The organism is Pseudoalteromonas sp. R86517 (assembly GCF_042466295.1).
GTDB lineage: Bacteria > Pseudomonadota > Gammaproteobacteria > Enterobacterales > Alteromonadaceae > Pseudoalteromonas > Pseudoalteromonas atlantica.
On sequence record NZ_JAXHCB010000001.1, the window covers coordinates 1,921,654 to 1,941,399 of the forward strand.

Consider the following 19,746-nt stretch of genomic DNA (forward strand, 5'->3'; position numbering starts at 1 on the left):
GGTACAATTCTAGTAGTTTGTTAGTAAAAATTATACAACCAAGGATAGGTATGAATAGTATGAATAAAAATACTTACTATGAGCGCAACAACTTTTCAATTTACGAAGTAACAAACAAAACAGGTATCGAGTTAACTTTATCTGAGCTAAAACAAATTGAATTGGCTATGCTAATTACCCCAAAAGCATTAACAACTTTTATTAATATATTGCACAACCCTGCTAACTTAGATGAAAAGAAAAAAGAAAAATTCGAATCAATTATGAAACAATATGGTTTTGTTAATTCAATTAATTTTGAAACAACACGAACATTTTTAATCCGCCAAGCGCGTAAAGTAATTAACCTTATTGGTTCTATGTATTTGACCCCACAAAAATTGTATAAATGTGCTGAGTTTGGCGATGCTACCTATTATGACAGATATGGAATTATAGGATTTGGCAAGAGTTTTTTTAGCGTAGGTACTGATAGAAAAGTAGATACTATTGTTCATGAGTTTAGTCACGCAGTTTGGACTTCTGAAGATACAGCATATAACGCGAGAACTGCTATAAAGGATCTTAATTTCATCGCTCAAAAGGCACAGATTTATCAAACTAATGAAGACAGAGATATATTGCTATATTCGGCATATCTTTTTGAAAATGCAGTGCGAACAGCCCAATGAAAACTTTGATCAATATTATATTTCTTTTAATTAGTTACTCTACTTTTGCCAACTCTGAAGAAGTTATCGAAGGTCCTATTGCTGCATCTTCTTATACATTTTGTCATATAGATACTAAATGTATAACTAGTATAAGGTTGGAAAATACTTCGCCTTATCAAGTTAAATTAAGCTCTCTCGCTTTCAATGGACAAGGTATCGACTTAAACTCAATGTTCATATATGAAGTGGATGAATACTTCTCAATAAGAGCAGAAAACCCCAATGCAAAGGTCCCTGAACAACCTATACAAGGGCGCCGGCGTGCACACAAAAAATTATCCTCGATAGAGTTCGAACCGCTTGAAGTAAAGTTTATTGAGCTAAAAGGCATGGAAGAAAAATTTGCTTTGGACCCCGAAAAAAAATACTTAGTGAGTACAATTACACCGTTCGTCAACTTGTACATTAACGGTAAGTTTGTTGATATCATTACCATAAGAACGAAATATTCACTCCTAGCTATTCCTACAAAAGATATGGAAATAAAGGAACGGCCAATAAAACAGTTTGCTACGCCGCAAGGGTAACCTGCAATAATATACATACTTTGTTTAATGCCACTCAAAATTCTGCGTCAGCTTAAACCTTTATATATCAAGCCAGCTTAAAGTTGGCTTGATTATATATCTTGGCTAATTATCTAAAAACGCCCCTACTTCTTTACTCATTCTCTGTACCAGCCATTTTGTCCCACCGTCGTGCATATCGTTATGGCGCGACTTTTCTATCTTTATTTGGCTAACAGGGAACTCTTTAAGCTCTGTATCGTTTAATAGCACGTTAGCATCAGCTGGGTAATCACTACCGCGCAGTGTCAGTACGCGTATATTTTTATTACGTGGGATCAACATGCGTCGGTGATCGAGGGTAATTAGTTGGCTTACTTCATTTGGGTAAATTGAAGCATATAAAGCAGATATATCGCCGCCGTTAGAGTGGCCAAATAACGTGAGCTGAGAAAAGTTATACTCAGGGTATTGAGCACTTAGCTGATTAACTAAAAATTTAAGGGTAACTACACCGCGATGCCAGTTTTCCATGCGGGTGGTTAAATAAGGCTGTATGCGATTAAGCGCAGGGTCGGTTTTTAGCTCATGCGCGACTGCAATGCTTAAATAACCCTGTGCATTAAATAGCTTACTCGCAAACGTGTAGTCATTGTGGCTAATGCCGTAGCCTGCATTTACAAATGCTACAGGACACTTTGCGTGTACGCTGCATTGATTGCTCTCATTGGGGTATGTGATATTTATAGGGATGGTGCGATTGCGGCTTTGATCCACTATTACATCATCAGCAAAGCTTAATGGTGATATTAAACTCGCGCTTAGGCTAAATGCACTTAATGTTAGTAACTTTTTTATTGTTTTATGCATGTTGTACTTATATAAATTATTGTTTTTAAATAAAAATAACTTTTACTATAAAGGTTAGCGCGCGCCATTGCTAATGTATGCGATAATACGGGTATTATTTTTAGTTAATTTAGAAAAGTACCCCATGAAATCATACAGCACTATTGAACAACGTATCGACATTTTGCAAAGTCGAATAGAAGCCTATAAAGAAGAAATTGCCGTGTTACAGGCCGAGCCAAAAAGTAACAACGAGCGTATTATTTTTAAATTTATTGAAACAGGCAGCACAGGTAAAACAAAAGACTTTGTGCGCGAACTTGGTATTAAGTCGCCGCGCGATAGCTTATATTCATCAGGCGATGTAACCAAATTAATCAAAGACGGCGCTGATGACATCACCCCTGCACTGCTTGAAATTGCCCGCACATTGGCAAACGCACGTAATAAAAATGGCCCTAGCTGTTAATACCAAGCTACAGGCCACTGTTTAATCTTATTAAAGGTTATTCATTGTTTAGAGGCTTGCAATATGCAGCTTCTAAACGCTCCTCACATATAATCGCAAAGCTCAATGTTAAGGCTTGTAAGTAAATTAAGGGCTTCAAAGCGCTCAAACTTAGCCCCCGCTAACGTATTACTGTTTAAATCTATATTAAATTCTGTAGCCCCTACAAAGTCACACTCAGTTAGAGTGGTTTGAAAAAACTCACTATCGCGAAAATTACTTCCTGTAAATGTACTTTGCTTTAAATTGGCATGTCTAAAATCAACATTTTTTGCAAAGCAGTGTATTAATTTTAGTGATTTTAAAGTTAATTCATAAAAAGAGCAGTTACTAAGCTCACAGCTATTAAAGCTCACCGGCGCATCAATACTTAGCGCTCCCCAATCTGCATCGCCCCATTGCACACTGTTTAACTTACAATGGCTAAAGCTTACATTTTCAAGCGAGCTGTATCCCCAATCAATGCTCGATAAATTGCAACGCTCAAAGCTGCACTCTATAAATCGACACGTTTTAAATTGCCCCTGAGATAAGTCGCAATCTATAAACGTACACGCTTCAAACTCTGTGTTTTCGAGTGTGTGTTTTGCTAGCTGTAAGGCACTAAATTGCTGATCGCAATAATAGCTATTATTAGAAATTGGCACTGTGACTACGTGTCCGTATTTAGGGTTGTTTAATGGGCATAAGGGCTGGTTTTTGGCAAGTCTTGTTTAAGCGCTAATAAGGCGATAAAAATTAAGCCAAAGAGCGGAAATACCGCTAAGCATCCGCCCACAAAAGCTAAAACGCCCGGCATGGTGCTTTTGCGTTTACCTATTTTGTAGCTAATAAGCGCAAAAATTGGAATGCAAAACAAAATAAAAAAAGCTAAAAATTCACCAAATAATGTGAGATTAAACGACATAAGAACTCCCTCTCTATTGAATAATATTTGATACCAAGCAACTTAAATAATTAACTACTCTAGCGTGCTAAATAGACTAATAACTTAACACGATTGATATGAACTGCTTTAAATTTAACCATAAAAAAACCCCTAGGCATACTCCTAAGGGTTTTTAAATCTAGCTAAGCGCATTTGTTGCGCGCGGTATTACTCTTCGCTAGGAATTGCTTTTTCTACCACACTGATTGCAAGCTCAGTTAACGAGTCGCTATTAGCTTTGCTAGGTGCATCGGTTAATAAGCACGATGCTTGAGTGGTTTTAGGGAACGCAATAACGTCACGAATGTTATCGGTACCACATAAAAGCATAACTAAACGGTCAAGACCAAAGGCTAAACCAGCATGTGGTGGTGTGCCGTATTTAAGGGCATCAAGTAAGAAACCAAACTTGTCTTGTTGCTCTTGCGCATCAATCCCTAAAATTCTAAATGCTGCTTCTTGCATATCAGCATTATGAATACGTACCGAGCCGCCACCTACTTCGTAGCCGTTTAATACCATGTCGTAAGCATCTGAAATAGCCGCGGCAGGGTTTGCTTCAAGCTCTTCTGCGCTAATATCTTTTGGTGCTGTGAATGGATGATGCACAGCATGTAACGTGCCTTCGTCATCTTCTTCAAACATTGGGAAGTCAACAACCCAAAGTGGCGCCCAGCTATCAAGGTTAGTGATTTCTAAATCAACACCAATCTTCAAGCGAAGCGCGCCCATTGCTTCGTTTACAACGTTGCGTTTATCGGCACCAAATAAAATAATGTCGCCCGTTTGTGCGTTAGTACGCTCAAGTAACTGGGTAATTACCTCTTCGTTTAAAAACTTAGCAACTGGAGATTGAACGCCTTCAGCGCCTGCATCGCGGTCGTTTACTTTCATCCACGCCATACCTTTAGCGCCGTAAATGCCAATAAACTTAGTGTAATCGTCAAGTTGCTTACGCGAAAGCTTAGCGCCACCCGGTACTGTTAATACAGCAACGCGGCCTTTTTCGTCATTAGCTGGGCCTGAAAATACGTTAAACTCTACGTCTTTTACTAAATCAGCTACATCAACAAGCTTCATTGGGTTACGTAAGTCTGGCTTATCAGAACCGTAAAGGCTCATTGCCTCGCTGTAAGGCATAATTGGGAAATCGCCTAAATCAACGTTTAGTAATGATTGCCACATTTCACGGATCATTTTTTCAGTCATACCACGTACTTGATCAGAGCTCATGAACGAGGTTTCTAAATCTATTTGGGTAAATTCAGGTTGGCGATCGGCACGTAAATCTTCATCACGGAAACATTTAACAATTTGGTAGTAACGGTCAAAACCCGACATCATCAACAATTGCTTAAACAACTGTGGCGACTGTGGTAATGCGTAAAAGCTGCCTTTATGAACACGGCTTGGTACTAAGTAATCGCGTGCACCTTCTGGTGTTGCTTTTGTAAGTACAGGTGTTTCAATGTCTAAAAAGCCATTGTCATCTAAAAAGCGACGAACAAAGCTGCTTGCTTTAGCGCGCAGTTTAATACGGTCGCTCATTTCAAGGCGGCGTAAATCTAAGTAGCGGTACTTTAAGCGGCGCTCTTCTGAATTGGTTTGATTAAAATCAAGCGGTAGCGGCTCAGAGCGATTAATAATAGTTAGCTCAGTACCTAAAATTTCCACTTCGCCTGTTGCCATGTCTTTATTTACTTGGCTTTCTGGGCGCGCACGTACAACCCCTTTTAACTGCACACAAAACTCTTGGCGAAGTTTGTTAGCGTTATCCATTAGTCCTTCAACCTCTGGATCGAATACAACTTGTACTAACCCTTCTCTATCGCGTAAATCGACAAAGATAAGTCCACCAAGGTCACGTCGTTTGTTGATCCAGCCACATAGTTCAACTTCTTGATCTACGTGAGTTTTATTTAGCTGTCCGCAATATATAGAGCGCATAGTTTTCCTGTCAGATAAAAGGCTTAAACGGTTATATTTATTTGTTTTAAGGCGTGTGATTTAAAAAACTGGTCACCACAATACAAATAAAGCCGCTAGCAATCTAAAAATAATCAAATTAAGCCCTGCATTATACCCAAGTAGTATCAAGATGCTAGGGCGTGTTGAACGTTGGTGGTTGAATTTGCAGCAGTATGTTTGGCTTTTAGGCAATGCAGAGTCTATGTAGTGTGGTTATTCCCAATAAAAAAGGCGATAACGCAGCATAAATGCCAAACATGCGCTGCCCTTTGGGTTCTTTCTAGGGACAATTAACTCTTTGTTGCCTACATGGATGTAGGTAAGGGGCGTGAGCAGGACGCGGAAGCTTTGCTCGATTTTTACTTAGCCCACTAGGTTACAAACCTCGCGCCGCGATTTAATCGCCCCTAGATTGAACAAATTTCAATCTACAAAGATCAACACGCCCTAGAGCGTGTGTTTAGCTTTGTAATGTTAATTTGCAGCAAGCACCGTATGTATTTGGTACACTTACGCCACGAAGTCATTTAGCCACCCTTTTTATGTTATATATTGGATGCCCTCAGTGGTCGAGCAGCGCCTGGAAAGGCAACTTATTTACCCGCCAATGTAAAAATGCCGATATGCTAAGCCAATATGCCCAGCATTTTAATTCAGTTGAAGGCAATACCAGCTTTTACGCAGACCCAGCGCCAAGCACTGTTTTACGCTGGGCTCAAAGCGTACCCGAGGACTTTAAATTTACGTTTAAGTTTCATCGTCGCTTTAGCCACGAGCTTGCGCTTAGTAATGTTCAAACAGAACTTAATGACTGGCTTACGTTATTTGCCCCAATACTTGAAAAAACAGGGCAAATAATGCTGCAATTACCCAAAGCGTTTGGTCCAAGCGATTTACCTAAATTAACGCAATTTATTAGCTTGCTCCCCAAAGAGCTAAATTACGGCGTAGAAGTACGCCATAGTGGTTTTTTTAAAAAAGGTGAGGCCGAAATTGCCCTTAATCAGCTATTAATGGCAAATAATATAAACCGTATTTCTATGGATACCCGTGCGCTTTTTGCAGTAAAGCCCACCACCGAGGCTTTAATAGATGCACAACAAAAAAAGCCCCACTTACCGGTACATGCAATAGCTACAGGCTCGCAGCCGATGGCACGCTTTGTAATAGCCGATTTACAAAACGACTATAAACCCTTTTATAAACCGTGGCTCAATAAAGTAAAACAATGGCTTGATGAAGGTAAATCCCCGTATGTGTTTTTTCATACTGCTGATAACCGTGAATCTCCACTCCTTGCTAGGCAGTTTTGTGAAGACCTAGGGTATAACCACCCGGTATTAAATCCATTCAGCGGCGAAAAAGAAGCCCACCAGCCAACGCTTTTTTAAATAGAGAATAAAAATGAGTGAATACGCACGTTACTTTACCGGCTACCCAGCTAACATTGTTGAGCAAGTATTAAGCCTTATAAATAACAACAAGGTATGTGACTACTTACTTAAAAAGTACCCACAAGCGCATACCATAACCACCGACAAACTACTTTACAGCTACGCCACTGATTTAAAAAAGCAGTATTTAAAAAACGCCCCACCGTTTGGCCGCGCTGCATTTAAAAAACAAGGTGATATGGTTACCAACGCACTCGGTACTCACACCTACCGCATGCAGGGTAAAACCCGTAAGCACGATTTAGCCATAAACAGTGACTTACTGCGCGCACCCGAGCCACTGTTAAAAGCGCTAGTCGTACACGAACTCGCCCACTTTAAAGAAAAAGATCACAACAAAAGCTTTTATAAACTGTGCTGCCACATGGAGCCGCAATACCATCAGTTAGAGTTAGATTTACGAATTTTTTGTGTGGTGGTTGCGATGGGAGAGAATCCTTATTCATGAACGGTCAGCGGTCAGCGGTCAGCGGTCAGCGGTCAGCGAAATGATCTGACCCCGATAAAGTAGACACGGGGTTTTAATTCATTGATTCATATTGTATGGGGCTAACATTTCCAATCGTCCCATGCATTCGCACTGAGTTGTAGTAATTCTCAATATAAAAACGACTTTGTATTGTCATTTCGCTACGACTCAGTTCATTTAGATTACTCATCCATTCTTTTTTGTACTGAGCAAAAAAACTTTCTGAACAGGCATTATCCCAGCAGTTCCCCTTTCTCGACATGCTAATCGTTACACCTCGCTTGTTCAACCACGATATAGTCTCTTTAGCTCGATACTGGCTCCCTTGATCTGAATGAAACAGTAAACGTTGCCCATTCGGCTTGCGCACATTCCAAGCCTTCTTTAGTGTTTTAATCACTAAAACCGCATTACTAATTCGACTTGTTGCCCAGCCCACAACTTTGCGTGAGTATAAATCTAAAATGACACATAAGTACTGCCAGCCTTCTTTACAGCGCACCTGAGTTATATCCGATACCCATACACTATTAGGCTCTTCAACATCAAATTGACGAGCAAGTAGATTCTCTGTCGTTATAAAACCCTGCTTTTTATTACCACTGGTGTAGCGACGCTTACCTGATTTAGAGCGATAACCTACGCTTTGTAATAAACGCTGCACTCGGCCTTTACTGCAATCATATCCGTCGGCTATGGCGGCTTGCCACAATTTTCTGTAACCAGGTATGCAGTGCTCTTCATTACTTCTTTTTATTAAAAACTGAAGTAAAAAATCATTTTTTCTTTCAACTGGATTCGACGACTGTTTCAACCATTTGTAATACCCAGCCTTAGAAACAGATAATAACTTACATAACTTGCTTACTGTTTTCTTCACCGTCGTGGTCTTATGAATATATTGAAACCTTATTCTTTTAGACTGTCGAAGTAGGCCCTCGCCTTTTTTAGTACGTCGTTCTCCAACTGTACGTCCTCAAGCTGCTTTTCAAGGTTACGAACTTGACGTTCAAGGTCTTTATATGACTTTTCTGGACCATGGTTTTTAAGTGGCTTAGGCTCTTTTCTTGAGGTCATTTTACTTCTCCAACTTGACAGCATATCGGGATGAATACCGTATTTATTAGCGGTAATTTTAACGGTACCGTGTGAGTCTAGTGACTCCTGCACCACTTTTCTTTTAAATTCCTCTGTATGTTTACGAAACGCTTTTACTTTCATGAGAACTGACTCCTAAATAGGTGTCTACTTTTATGGAGTCAGATCAAAAAATAAATACAACCTAACTCGTAATCAAAGTTCTCAATAAAAAAACGCGATTTAAAATCGCGTTCTCTTTAGTAACTTTTCTACTGACCGCTGATAGCTTAAAACTGACAGCTCAAAAGCACGTTGGGTTTCGCTTCGCTCAACCCAACCTACATTACAGCCCTAGCTCAGCCATAAAGTCATCATCGGCATCATCTTGTTCTGCCTCTTTTGACTTAGCTTTTGCTTTTTCAGCCTTTTGCTTAGCTTCGTTTTCGATAATGTCATCAGGGTCTATCGCTTCTACAATGTCAAAGTCATGTAGTTTAATAAACTCTGTTTTATCCATTGCCAGCTCTAGGTAAAAAATATTTTGGTTGCGCGTAGTAAAGGTTACGCGGCGTGCTTGTGGACGATCCATAGTGGTATCAACCGATATTTGCACTTGTTTATTAATCGCCATCATTTTTGGCTGGTTTTGCGTAATAGAGGTATGTAACTGCTCACGCACTTTAGAAGTGAAGTCACCAACAATTTGGTTCATCAGCTCGCCCATTACATTTGAAACGTCATCCGATAAATGACTGTGGGCAATTTCTTCTTCAGGCATGCCCATATTGCGCATGTAATCGCCGTAAATTTCCATTGCTGCTTGCGCTGTAAAATTAGTGACTACCAGCCCTGTAAAGCCACCATCAAATAATACAAAACAGCCAATGTCTGGACGCATACAGGTGCGCGTTATTTTTTGCACCATAGCCGAGTAGCTAATTTCGTTACCACTGGCTGATGACAGAACACCCGTCACTGAATGACATAGGGTTGCTAATATATCGTCTGTGCTAATTACCTTACTTTTGCTCATTTAACGTTCTCTTTTATACTTATTATTCATAATTCTAGCCAAGCTACTGAATTTATCACTGACTATCCAGTATAAAATGTTAAAATAGTGCCATTATTTTTAAAGAGACTGCCTTAGTGAGTATAAAAGACAGTATTTACGCCTCTGAGCAACAAGTAAAAGATTTTAGCTTTGACCAAAATGTGGTTGAGGTTTTTCCGGATATGATTCAGCGCTCTGTGCCTGGGTATGCCACCATTGTAAGCACTATGGGTAAATTGGCCGGTGAATATGCGCAAAGTAATTCAAACCTTTACGATTTAGGCTGCTCGCTTGGTGCGGTTACCCTAAGCATACGCCGTAATATTCGCACCGATAACTGCCACATTATAGCTGTAGATAACTCACAAGCTATGGTTGAGCGTTGTAAGGTTCATTTACAAGGCTTTAAGTCAGACGTGCCTGTTACAGTAACTTTAGGCGATATTAACGAGCTTGAGATTCAAAATGCGTCGGTAGTAGCCATGAATTTTACCTTGCAATTTATTCCGCCTTTACAGCGCCAAGCCGTGCTTGAAAAAATTTACGCTAACTTAAAACCCGGTGGCGTACTGCTCCTTAGCGAAAAAATTAAAGCCGAAAACGAGCAGTGCGATAATTTGTTAATTGATTTGCACCACGACTTTAAACGCCACAATGGCTACTCAGAGCTTGAAATAAGCCAAAAACGTACTGCCATTGAAAACGTGATGCGCCCCGATACGCTAAGCACTCACTTTAATCGTTTAAGCGACATTGGTTTTAGCCAAACGCAGGTGTGGTATCAATGTTTTAATTTTTGCTCAATGGTAGCAATTAAATAAAGAGAGTGACTTATGTCTCAATGGTTTAACCAATTTTACGCAGCAATTGCACAAAGCCCGCTTAGCCACTGGCTAGAAACCCTGCCCGCTCAATTAAAGCATTGGCAAAACGAGGCAAGCCATGGCGATTTACCAAAATGGCAAAAAGTACTTAAAAATTTGCCAGAAGTAAAAACAACCCACGTTGATATCGCCACTAAAGTAGAAATTGGCGCACCGGGGGAGATGAGCGAAGGCGAGCAAAAACAAGCCACGCATTTATTAAAACGCATGATGCCATGGCGCAAAGGTCCCTTTACTGTACACGGTATTGAAATAAACACTGAGTGGCGCAGCGATTGGAAGTGGGACCGCCTGCTTCCTCATATTGAGCCATTAAAAGGCCGCACAGTATTAGATATAGGCTGTGGCTCTGGCTATCACTTATGGCGTATGCGCGGTGAAGGCGCTGAATTTGTAGTGGGTATTGACCCTTCTGATTTATTTTTGTGTCAGTTTCAGGCCATTAAACATTACAACCCAGATGAAAACGTGCATTTATTACCATTAGGTGTAGAGGCACTACCCGAGCTTAAAGCGTTTGATACGGTGTTTTCTATGGGGGTGCTGTATCACCGCCGCTCGCCTATCGATTTTTTAGCGCAGTTAAAAGCGCAGCTTCGCCCAGGTGGCGAACTCGTACTAGAAACGTTAGTAATTGAAGGCGATGAAAACACCGTACTGGTACCTACCGACCGCTACGCAAAAATGCGCAACGTTTGGTTTATTCCAAGTACTGCTGCACTAAAACTGTGGATGGAGCGCGTTGGCTTTAAAGATGTGCAAATAAAAGATTGCGCAATTACCACGCTTGATGAGCAACGCAGGACCGACTGGATGGAAAACGAATCGTTAGTTGATTTTTTAGACCCAAACGATACCAGTAAAACCATTGAAGGTTACCCTGCTCCACTTAGAGCAATACTAACTGCCAAAGCATAAATAACTAAAAAGCACCCAGGGTGCTTTTTTTGTGCAATTAACAAACTAATAGCGGACAAGTGTCCTTGTTAATTATTTCAAAACTATATTTGAGCTAGCCGCGCAGTTGCAATTGTTGTAAAATACGCGCGTTTCTAAGCTATCGAAAAGCAACCCCAAGCAATTATTTGAGGAAAACCTGTGAGCGAACAAAAACAGTCATTAAGCTATAAAGACGCGGGCGTAGATATCGACGCTGGTAATGCACTTGTTGAGCGTATTAAAGGCGTAGTTAAAAAAACGCGTCGTCCAGAAGTAATGGGCGGAATTGGTGGTTTTGGCGCTCTTTGCGAAATTCCAGAAGGTTACAAACAGCCAGTACTAGTAGCAGGTACTGACGGTGTAGGTACTAAACTACGTTTAGCTATCGACTTAAAAAAACACGACACTGTAGGTATTGATTTAGTTGCAATGTGTGTAAACGATTTAATAGTACAAGGCGCTGAACCCCTGTTTTTTCTAGATTACTATGCAACAGGTAAACTAGATGTAGACACAGCGGCCGATGTAGTAACCGGTATTGGTAAAGGCTGTGAGATTTCTGGCTGTGCCCTGATTGGCGGCGAAACAGCTGAAATGCCAGGTATGTACGATGGTGAAGACTACGACATGGCCGGTTTTTGTACCGGCGTAGTAGAAAAATCTAAAATTATTGATGGCACAAAAGTAGCAGCCGGCGATCAACTTATTGCCCTTGCCTCTAGCGGTCCGCACTCAAACGGCTTTTCTTTAATTCGTAAAGTGCTTGAAGTATCAAACGCCGATACGAACCAAGTTATTGACGGAAAAACACTAGGCGAGCACTTACTTGAGCCAACCCGTATTTACGTTAAACCTTTACTTGAGTTATTTAAGCAAGTAGACGTGCATGCCCTATCGCATATTACTGGCGGCGGCTTTTGGGAAAACATTCCGCGTGTATTACCCGATTCTGCAAAAGCAGTAGTTAAAGGCGATAGCTGGGAGTGGCCAACCGTTTTTAACTGGTTACAAGAAAACGGCAATATTACTACGCACGAAATGTACCGTACATTTAACTGTGGTGTAGGCATGGTATTAGTAGTACCAGGCGATGCGCTAGAGCAAAGCTTAAGCATTTTAAAAGAGCTTGGCGAAAACGCATGGCACCTTGGTGAAATTCAAGATGCTGTTGCCGGCGAAGAGCAAGTAGAAATTGTAGGTGGTGCTAAGTAATGGCACCCATTCGCTTAGTGGTATTAATATCGGGTAGTGGTTCTAATTTACAAGCCATTATTGATGCCTGCGAGCGCGGCGAAATAAACGGACACATAGCGGCTGTTATAAGTAACAAAGCAGACGCTTACGGCCTTGAGCGTGCAAAACAAGCAGGTATTGCTACAAAAGTGCTCAGTCACAAAGATTTTGACTCGCGCGAGGCCTATGATGCGCAATTAATGAACGTTATTGACTCTTTTATGCCAAATCTAGTTGTATTAGCTGGGTTTATGCGTATTCTTACTCCTAGCTTAGTGCAAAAATATGTTGGAAAAATGTTGAACATTCATCCATCTTTGTTGCCTAAGTATCAGGGGCTGAATACCCACCAAAGAGCAATTGATGCAAAAGACGATGTTCATGGCGTAAGTGTTCATTTTGTAACTGAAGAGTTAGACGGCGGTCCCGTTATTCTTCAGGCGCAAATACCTGTACTCAAGGATGATACAGCAGAAACATTAGCTAAACGCGTGCACGAACAAGAGCATATAATTTATCCTTTGGTGGTCAAGTGGTTCAGTGAACACAGACTTACTATGGAAGCAGATTATGCAGTTCTTGACGAAAAACAACTTCCTGCACACGGCGCGCACTACCCACAATAAAAAAATAAGTGCCCTGCTGTTATGTGTGGGCGCTTTACTTCCTACTAGCCTAATTGCAGGCGAACTAACAGAGTATCAAGCCAGCTACGATATTTTACGCAAAGGTAAAAATCATGGCGAGGCAGTACGCGAACTTAAAAAAGTTGGCGAGCAAACATATCAACTTACTTATCACAGCAATATTGAGTGGATGATTTTCTCTGACAAGCGGGAAGAAACCTCAGTATTTACTTTTTTAGATAACAAAGTCACTCCTCATCATTACAATATGGTGCGTACCGGCACCGGCCCAGATAAAGATTATAAAATAGACTTTGATACACAAAATAAAGTGGTCACCAGCAGTACTAGTGAATACCCGCTAAAGTGCGAATGGACTGACGAATTTCAAGATGCTATTTCGTATCAAGTACAAGTACGCGAAGGCTTAAAAAAAGGCGAAACTTATTTTTCGTTTCCGCTTATTGATAAAAAAGGCAATCGCCGCGACTACAACTTTGAAGTGGTTGGCAAAGAAATGATTTCGCTGCCAATTGGTAACGTAGAAGCTATAAAAGTAAAACGTTTATACGATAACGATAAACGCCAAGCCCTTGCTTGGTTTGCACCAGAAATGGACTACATGCTTGTACGTATGTGGAAAGGCGAAAAAGGCATGGAGCAGTTTGAAGTACAAATAAATTCATTTACCGTTACCCAGCCTGTTTCTACTCCAGTAAGCGAGAGCAGCGAAGTAAGATCAGAAGCGCCGTAAACACGGTGATAGCAAACACAAAAAAACGCGATTTTATATCGCGTTTTTTTGTGTTTACTTTTAGGCTATTTAACTAAATTAGTTCGCCCATTTTAAATAACGCAAACTCCCCTGGCTGCATTTTTTGCCAGCGTTCGTCGTTGGTTAATGGCCGTGTAGCTATTACTGTTACTACATCGTTTGGGGTGGTTTCTTCGTTAAAATCAACCACCATATCGGCATCAATTAACGTTGCTTTACCAAATGGCGCTCGGCGCGTTATGTAATGTAAGTTATTCGTGCAGTACGCCAATACAAATACGCCATCGGTCAATAACATATTAAATACGCCCTTTTCACGTAGCGTATGCGAAAGCTTAGCCGCATATCTAAATATAGAGGCCATATTAGAGGGACGTTTTGGGTATTTTTCACGAATTTTATCTAGCAACCAACAAAACGCTAGCTCACTGTCGGTGTTGCCCACAGGGCGATAATATTGTGGTTTTAAATCGTGATAGTTAGATAACTGGCCATTATGTGCATAGGTAATTTCGCGTCCCCAAAGCTCACGGGTAAACGGATGGGTATTTTCAAGGCACACTCGGCCACGGTTTCCTTGGCGAATATGGCTAATTACCGACACACTTTTAATGGGGTAGGCTTTTACTAGCTTGGCGATTTCTGATTGATAGCTTGGTTCAGGATCTTTAAAGGTTCTACACCCTTTACCCTCGTAAAACGTAATACCCCAGCCATCTTTATGCGGGCCGGTATTTCCACCGCGCTCTAATAAACCTGAAAAACTAAAACAAATATCCGTAGGTACGTTGGCTGACATGCCAAGTAATTCACACATTAATAAACTAACCCTTAAAAAATACGTATAAATAGCGCTGTACTTTGCTATGCGCTACAACAGACATACTTACTTAAAAAAACTTTTTTGGCTAGCTGATTTACTGATTTTTAGCGCTTAAATAATCGCTGTGATTGAATTAAACATAGCAGTGGTGCATGCTTGTTCCTTATAAAGGGAATAATGATAAGCATAATGGCTAGTTTGTCGTTAATTTAACGCTGTAATGTACTTGAAACTTACGCTCACTAGCGCTACTCTAACTGAGGTGGTCTGACCTCTATTAAGGAATAAGCAATGACACTCATATTTACACTCGGTTTAATCGCACTGCTCAGCATCGCGGTTTACCACAGAGCGAGTTGGAACACAGCACTTGGTGTTTCTGCCGCAACATTACTAATTGGTACCTTTGCAGGTGCTTTTGGTTTAATTAGCTGGTTGATCTTTTTGATCATCGCGGTTCCTCTTTCTGTTACTGGCATTCGTCAGCAATATATAATCAAGCCGATTTTTACTACCTTTAAAAAAGTAACGCCAAGCATGTCTGACACTGAAAAGTCAGCAATCGATGCCGGTACTACGTGGTGGGAAGCTGATTTATTTTGTGGTAACCCAGATTGGAAAAAGCTACACCAATACCCAGTTCCAAAACTGACTATTGAAGAGCAAGCCTTTATTGATGGCCCTGTAGAAGTAGTATGTAGCATGCTAGATGATTGGGAAGCAACACACGAGCTTACCGATTTACCGCAAGATGTATGGCAATATCTAAAAGATAATAAATTCTTTGCCATGATCATCAAAAAAGAATACGGCGGTTTAGAGTTTTCTGCGTTTGCACAATCTTGTGTTCTGCAAAAGTTAACCAGTAAATCGACCTTGCTATCGTCAATTGTAGGTGTACCTAACTCGTTAGGTCCAGGTGAGTTACTTCAGCACTACGGTACAGAAGATCAAAAAAATCATTATTTACCGCGCTTAGCCCAAGGCCAAGAAATTCCATGTTTTGCATTAACTTCGCCAGAAGCAGGCTCTGACGCGAGCTCAATTCCTGATTACGGTGTTGTGTGTAAAGGGCAATGGAACGGTGAAGAAGTAGTAGGTATTAGCCTTACTTGGAACAAGCGTTACATTACTCTTGCACCAGTGGCTACAGTACTTGGTCTTGCCTTTAAACTACAAGATCCAGATGGTTTACTAAGCGACAACAAAGAGCCAGGCATTACCTGTGCACTTATTCCAACTAACACGCCAGGTGTTGAAATTGGTCGTCGCCACTTCCCGCTTAACGTACCATTTCAAAATGGCCCGACTCGCGGTAAAGATATTTTTGTACCCCTTGATTACATTATTGGTGGCCCAGAAATGGCTGGCCAAGGCTGGCGCATGCTGGTTGAATGTTTATCGGTTGGCCGTGCAATTACATTGCCATCAAACTCTGCCGGTGGCATTAAAACAATTGCCGTAGCAACAGGTGCATATAGCCGTATTCGTCGTCAGTTCCGTTTACCAATTGGTAAAATGGAAGGTGTTGAAGAGTCACTGGCTAAACTTGCTGGTTACGCTTACAGCTCAGATGCAGCCGTAAGTATGTCAACGGGTGCAGTAGATTTAGGTGAAAAGCCATCGGTTGTTTCAGCTATTATTAAATACCACCTTACCGAGCAAATGCGCGAGTCGACCATTCATGCAATGGACGTACTTGGCGGTAAAGGGATTATGCTTGGGCCAAATAACTATTTAGGTCGTGGCTATCAAGGTGCCCCTATTGCTATAACAGTAGAAGGTGCCAACATCTTGACCCGTAATATGATTATTTATGGTCAAGGTGCAATTCGCTGTCATCCATTTGTACTAACCGAGCTTGGTGCTTGTGAAATTGAAGACCGCGAAGAAGCGCTTAACGTATTTGATAAAGCGCTAATGGGCCACATTGGCTTTACAATGTCGAACCTTGTACGTACTAAGTGGCTTGCGCTTAGTGGTGCACGTTTTACTAGCGTACCGTACAAAGACGACACCGCAGAGTTTTACCGTATAGCATCACGCTTTAGTGCATCGCTTGCGCTTATGTCTGACATTAGCATGGCGGTATTTGGTGGCTCGCTTAAACGTAAAGAGCGCATTTCAGCACGTTTAGGTGACTTACTAAGCTACTTATATTTAGTGTCTGCAACGCTTAAGCGTTATAACGATGAAGGCCGTAAACAAGAAGATTTAGCCCTAGTAAAATGGAGCTGTCAGGATCATCTTTACCACTGCCAACGTGCCCTTGCTGATTTAATCAATAACATGCCCTCTGCCCCATTACGTGGCGTATTAAAAGTATTGTTATTCCCGTTTGGTCGCCCGGTTCGTAAACCTACCGACAAACTTGAGCATAAACTAGCACAACTACTTCAAGTACCTAGCGAAACGCGTAACCGTTTAGCAAGCTATGTTTACTTAAAAGATGAGCCACTAAACCTAGTTGGCCGTCAAGAGCAAACACTTAAAGACGTACTGGCTGTAGAGCCGTTATTTGAACGAGTATGTAAAGAAAAAGGCCTTAAACTGCCATTCTTCCAACTTGATAAAGTAGCGCAAATGGGCCTTGAAGCTGGCATATTAAGCCAAGCAGAAGCTGATAAATTAGCCGCTGTTGAAAAAGCCCGCTTAGACGTAATTAACGTTGATGACTTTGACCCAGCTGATTTATTAGCAGGCAAAGCCGCACGTAAAAGTGAAGACAGCAAAGCAGATGCAGCTTAATCAACCAAGCTAAGCATCTGAATAGCAAAAGCCAGCGCTCTAGCGCTGGCTTTTTTGTTCTCAATTTTAATTAGCTTAAAGCAATAACTTTAAGCTCGATCAGTATCAAAAAATATAAAACCTACCAATACATTATAAAACTTACTAATCACTCATCTAATACACGCTTTGTAACACTTTATTAAGCCTTGAATAAGCTCCAAAGCTTGCGTTTAAAAAATGTACGAGCAACACTCAAATACGCTAATAATAATTCAAGGACTATATTAATGAAAAAAACACTTAAGTTTGGCGTACTAGCATGTGCAATTGCACTCGCTGGCTGTAGCCAATCGAGCAATACAACACATGTTATTGCTGAACAAACCTCAGCAGCACAAGCGATACAGACATACAGTGCAAACACTTTTTTTGATACTACATCCTTTATAGGTAGTAGTTTTTCACCTTCTGGTGAAAAAATTCTCGTTAGTAGCGATGAAAGCGGTATTTATAGTTTATATGAGGTCGATGTTAAAACAGGCAGTAAAGAACGCTTAACCAATTTTGAAGACAGTACCTACCCTGTACGCTACTTCCCTAATGATGAGCGCGTATTATTTACCAAAGACTCAGGCGGTAACGAGCGATATCATGTCTACGTGCGTGAAGTTGACGGTTCAATCAAAGATTTAACCCCTGGCGCTGAAACACGAGCTGGCTTTGCAGGTTTTACCAAAGATGGCAGCCAGTTTTTTATCACCAGCAATCAGCGTGATGCCAAATTTATGGATTTATATCGCGTAGATAGTGAAACCTATGAAATGTCTCCTGTTTATCAAAATGAACTCGGATTAGATGTTGGCGCCATTAGCCCTGATGGACGCTTTATTGCTTTATCTAAAAATAATACCAATAAAGACAGTGATACATACATTCTCGACTCTTATAAAAGATCCCTTAAACCACAACTTATATCTAAGCATGATGATCCCGCACAATATACACCTGAAACCTTCTCTACTGACGGTAAATATTTATACTACTCTACAGACGCAAAAGGTGAGTTTTCACAAGTGTGGCGCTATGAGTTAGCGACAGAGAAACATAGCCCGGCTTTAGAAGACGAATGGGACGTAAACTTTATTTATTTTTCTAAATCTGGACGCTACCAAGTAAGTGGAGTAAATGCCGATGCCAGTACTAAAGTAACTATTTTAGATACTCGTACAGGTAAACAAGTCGCTATGCCCACCCTACCCAATGGTAATTTACGCAGTGTAAATTTCTCAAGTGACGAGAAAACCATGGCGTTTTATTTGAACTCTGACACATCCCCAAGTAATTTATTTGTATGGCAAGTCGGTGGTATTAGCGCCAAACAAATAACTAATTCACTTAGCAAAGAAATAAATCAAAGTAATTTAGTACAAAGCACAATTGTACGCTTTAAAAGTTTTGATGGGCTAGAGGTACCTGGTGTTTTGTACAAGCCCAAACAAGCAAGTAGCACTAATAAAGTGCCAGCACTAATTTGGGTGCATGGTGGTCCTGGTGGACAAAGCCGTACTGGTTACAGCGCGACACAGCAGCACTTAATTAATCATGGCTATGCTATTTTTGCCGTTAACAACCGTGGTAGTTCAGGATACGGTAAAACATTTTTTCATTTGGATGATAAAAAGCACGGCACAGATGACTTACAAGATATTGTGTACGGTAAAAAGCATCTTCAAAGTTTAGATTGGGTCGATAGCGAAAAAATTGGCATTATGGGAGGTAGTTACGGCGGGTTTATGACCGCAGCTGCACTTGCCTTTGAACCAGAAGAATTCAAAGTAGGTATTAATATTTTTGGGGTGACTAACTGGGTAAGAACACTTAACTCAATTCCACCATGGTGGGAGAGTTTTAAAAAAGCCTTATACGATGAAATGGGCGACCCTGCAACAGATGGTGAGCGTCATCGGGCTATATCGCCACTATTTCATGCTAAAAATATCACTAAACCTTTAATGGTAATACAAGGCGCTAACGATCCACGTGTTTTACAAGTTGAAAGCGATGAACTCGTTGCCGCAGTCAAAGCCAATGGCGTGCCAGTAGAGTATGTATTGTTTGATGATGAAGGGCATGGTTTTACTAAAAAAGAAAACCGTATAACAGCCTCTAACGCTTACTTAAACTTTTTAGATACCTATCTAAAATAG

General features: G+C 40.8%; 19 protein-coding genes. 12 read left to right on the forward strand and 7 right to left on the reverse strand.

Going from position 1 to position 19,746, the window contains the following annotated elements:
* The first annotated feature begins 50 nt into the window (after positions 1-50).
* The gene (locus SJY38_RS08615; RefSeq protein ID WP_273589945.1) at positions 51-671 is read left to right on the forward strand and encodes a hypothetical protein; all 621 of its coding nucleotides are present in this window, start codon (positions 51-53) and stop codon (positions 669-671) included.
* Positions 668-1,240, forward strand: coding sequence for a hypothetical protein (locus SJY38_RS08620; RefSeq protein ID WP_273589946.1), 573 nt, complete (start codon positions 668-670; stop codon positions 1,238-1,240). The genes SJY38_RS08615 and SJY38_RS08620 overlap by 4 nt, the downstream gene beginning before the upstream one ends.
* Before the next feature lie 105 nt (positions 1,241-1,345).
* Here SJY38_RS08620 and SJY38_RS08625 read toward each other — a convergent pair whose 3' ends face one another.
* Positions 1,346-2,089, reverse strand: a complete 744-nt coding sequence (locus SJY38_RS08625; RefSeq protein ID WP_286744237.1) for an alpha/beta hydrolase — start codon at positions 2,087-2,089, stop codon at positions 1,346-1,348.
* 124 nt (positions 2,090-2,213) lie between these two features.
* On the opposite strand from SJY38_RS08625, the gene SJY38_RS08630 reads away from it, so the two are divergent.
* The gene (locus tag SJY38_RS08630) at positions 2,214-2,537 is read left to right on the forward strand and encodes a hypothetical protein (RefSeq protein WP_004588950.1); all 324 of its coding nucleotides are present in this window, start codon (positions 2,214-2,216) and stop codon (positions 2,535-2,537) included.
* An 83-nt stretch (positions 2,538-2,620) separates the two neighbouring features.
* On the opposite strand, the gene SJY38_RS08635 is transcribed toward SJY38_RS08630, so the two are convergent.
* From SJY38_RS08635 to aspS, 3 genes are all read right to left on the reverse strand, one after another.
* Entirely contained in the window at positions 2,621-3,223 is a 603-nt protein-coding gene (locus tag SJY38_RS08635) for a pentapeptide repeat-containing protein (protein ID WP_286744239.1), read from the reverse strand.
* 29 nt (positions 3,224-3,252) lie between these two features.
* Positions 3,253-3,483: a hypothetical protein gene (locus tag SJY38_RS08640; protein ID WP_024033669.1), complete on the reverse strand. Its 231-nt coding sequence runs from the start codon at positions 3,481-3,483 to the stop codon at positions 3,253-3,255.
* 189 nt (positions 3,484-3,672) lie between these two features.
* Entirely contained in the window at positions 3,673-5,451 is a 1,779-nt protein-coding gene (gene aspS / locus SJY38_RS08645; protein ID WP_029772588.1) for an aspartate--tRNA ligase, read from the reverse strand.
* A gap of 563 nt (positions 5,452-6,014) precedes the next feature.
* On the opposite strand from aspS, the gene SJY38_RS08650 reads away from it, so the two are divergent.
* A complete protein-coding gene (locus SJY38_RS08650) occupies positions 6,015-6,863 on the forward strand; it encodes a DUF72 domain-containing protein (protein ID WP_096739850.1) in 849 nt (282 codons plus the stop codon).
* Positions 6,864-6,876: 13 nt separating this feature from the next.
* A complete protein-coding gene (locus SJY38_RS08655) occupies positions 6,877-7,374 on the forward strand; it encodes a M48 family metallopeptidase (RefSeq protein ID WP_288422521.1) in 498 nt (165 codons plus the stop codon).
* Positions 7,375-7,447: 73 nt separating this feature from the next.
* On the opposite strand, the gene SJY38_RS08660 is transcribed toward SJY38_RS08655, so the two are convergent.
* Together SJY38_RS08660 and SJY38_RS08665 are read right to left on the reverse strand one after the other, a co-directional pair.
* Positions 7,448-8,616 (reverse strand): IS3 family transposase gene (locus SJY38_RS08660; RefSeq protein ID WP_377109614.1). Its coding sequence is split into 2 segments (ribosomal slippage): positions 7,448-8,346 and positions 8,346-8,616, totalling 1,170 coding nucleotides; the frame shifts between segments, so codons are not numbered across the junction.
* A gap of 202 nt (positions 8,617-8,818) precedes the next feature.
* Positions 8,819-9,508: a DUF3334 family protein gene (locus SJY38_RS08665; RefSeq protein WP_004588943.1), complete on the reverse strand. Its 690-nt coding sequence runs from the start codon at positions 9,506-9,508 to the stop codon at positions 8,819-8,821.
* A 116-nt stretch (positions 9,509-9,624) separates the two neighbouring features.
* Here SJY38_RS08665 and cmoA point away from each other — a divergent pair, with 116 nt between their 5' ends.
* From cmoA to SJY38_RS08690, 5 genes are all read left to right on the forward strand, one after another.
* Positions 9,625-10,350 (forward strand): carboxy-S-adenosyl-L-methionine synthase CmoA, encoded by a 726-nt coding sequence (cmoA, locus tag SJY38_RS08670; RefSeq protein ID WP_286744765.1) that lies wholly within the window; start codon positions 9,625-9,627, stop codon positions 10,348-10,350.
* 12 nt (positions 10,351-10,362) lie between these two features.
* The gene (gene cmoB / locus SJY38_RS08675; RefSeq protein WP_054982276.1) at positions 10,363-11,331 is read left to right on the forward strand and encodes a tRNA 5-methoxyuridine(34)/uridine 5-oxyacetic acid(34) synthase CmoB; all 969 of its coding nucleotides are present in this window, start codon (positions 10,363-10,365) and stop codon (positions 11,329-11,331) included.
* Between the two features lie 180 nt (positions 11,332-11,511).
* The gene (gene purM, locus SJY38_RS08680) at positions 11,512-12,564 is read left to right on the forward strand and encodes a phosphoribosylformylglycinamidine cyclo-ligase (protein ID WP_138579437.1); all 1,053 of its coding nucleotides are present in this window, start codon (positions 11,512-11,514) and stop codon (positions 12,562-12,564) included.
* Positions 12,564-13,211 carry a phosphoribosylglycinamide formyltransferase gene (gene purN, locus SJY38_RS08685; protein ID WP_004588939.1) on the forward strand — a complete coding sequence of 216 codons (648 nt, stop codon included), beginning with the start codon at positions 12,564-12,566 and terminating at the stop codon, positions 13,209-13,211. Before purM ends, purN begins: the two co-directional genes overlap by 1 nt.
* 16 nt (positions 13,212-13,227) lie before the next feature.
* Positions 13,228-13,965: a DUF3108 domain-containing protein gene (locus tag SJY38_RS08690; RefSeq protein WP_286744772.1), complete on the forward strand. Its 738-nt coding sequence runs from the start codon at positions 13,228-13,230 to the stop codon at positions 13,963-13,965.
* Positions 13,966-14,038: 73 nt separating this feature from the next.
* On the opposite strand, the gene SJY38_RS08695 is transcribed toward SJY38_RS08690, so the two are convergent.
* On the reverse strand, positions 14,039-14,803 hold the full coding sequence (locus SJY38_RS08695; RefSeq protein ID WP_286744767.1) for a class II glutamine amidotransferase: 765 nt from the start codon (positions 14,801-14,803) through the stop codon (positions 14,039-14,041).
* A 297-nt stretch (positions 14,804-15,100) separates the two neighbouring features.
* Here SJY38_RS08695 and fadE point away from each other — a divergent pair, with 297 nt between their 5' ends.
* A complete protein-coding gene (gene fadE, locus SJY38_RS08700; RefSeq protein WP_029772579.1) occupies positions 15,101-17,557 on the forward strand; it encodes an acyl-CoA dehydrogenase FadE in 2,457 nt (818 codons plus the stop codon).
* Between the two features lie 269 nt (positions 17,558-17,826).
* Positions 17,827-19,746 (forward strand): S9 family peptidase, encoded by a 1,920-nt coding sequence (locus SJY38_RS08705; RefSeq protein WP_286744768.1) that lies wholly within the window; start codon positions 17,827-17,829, stop codon positions 19,744-19,746.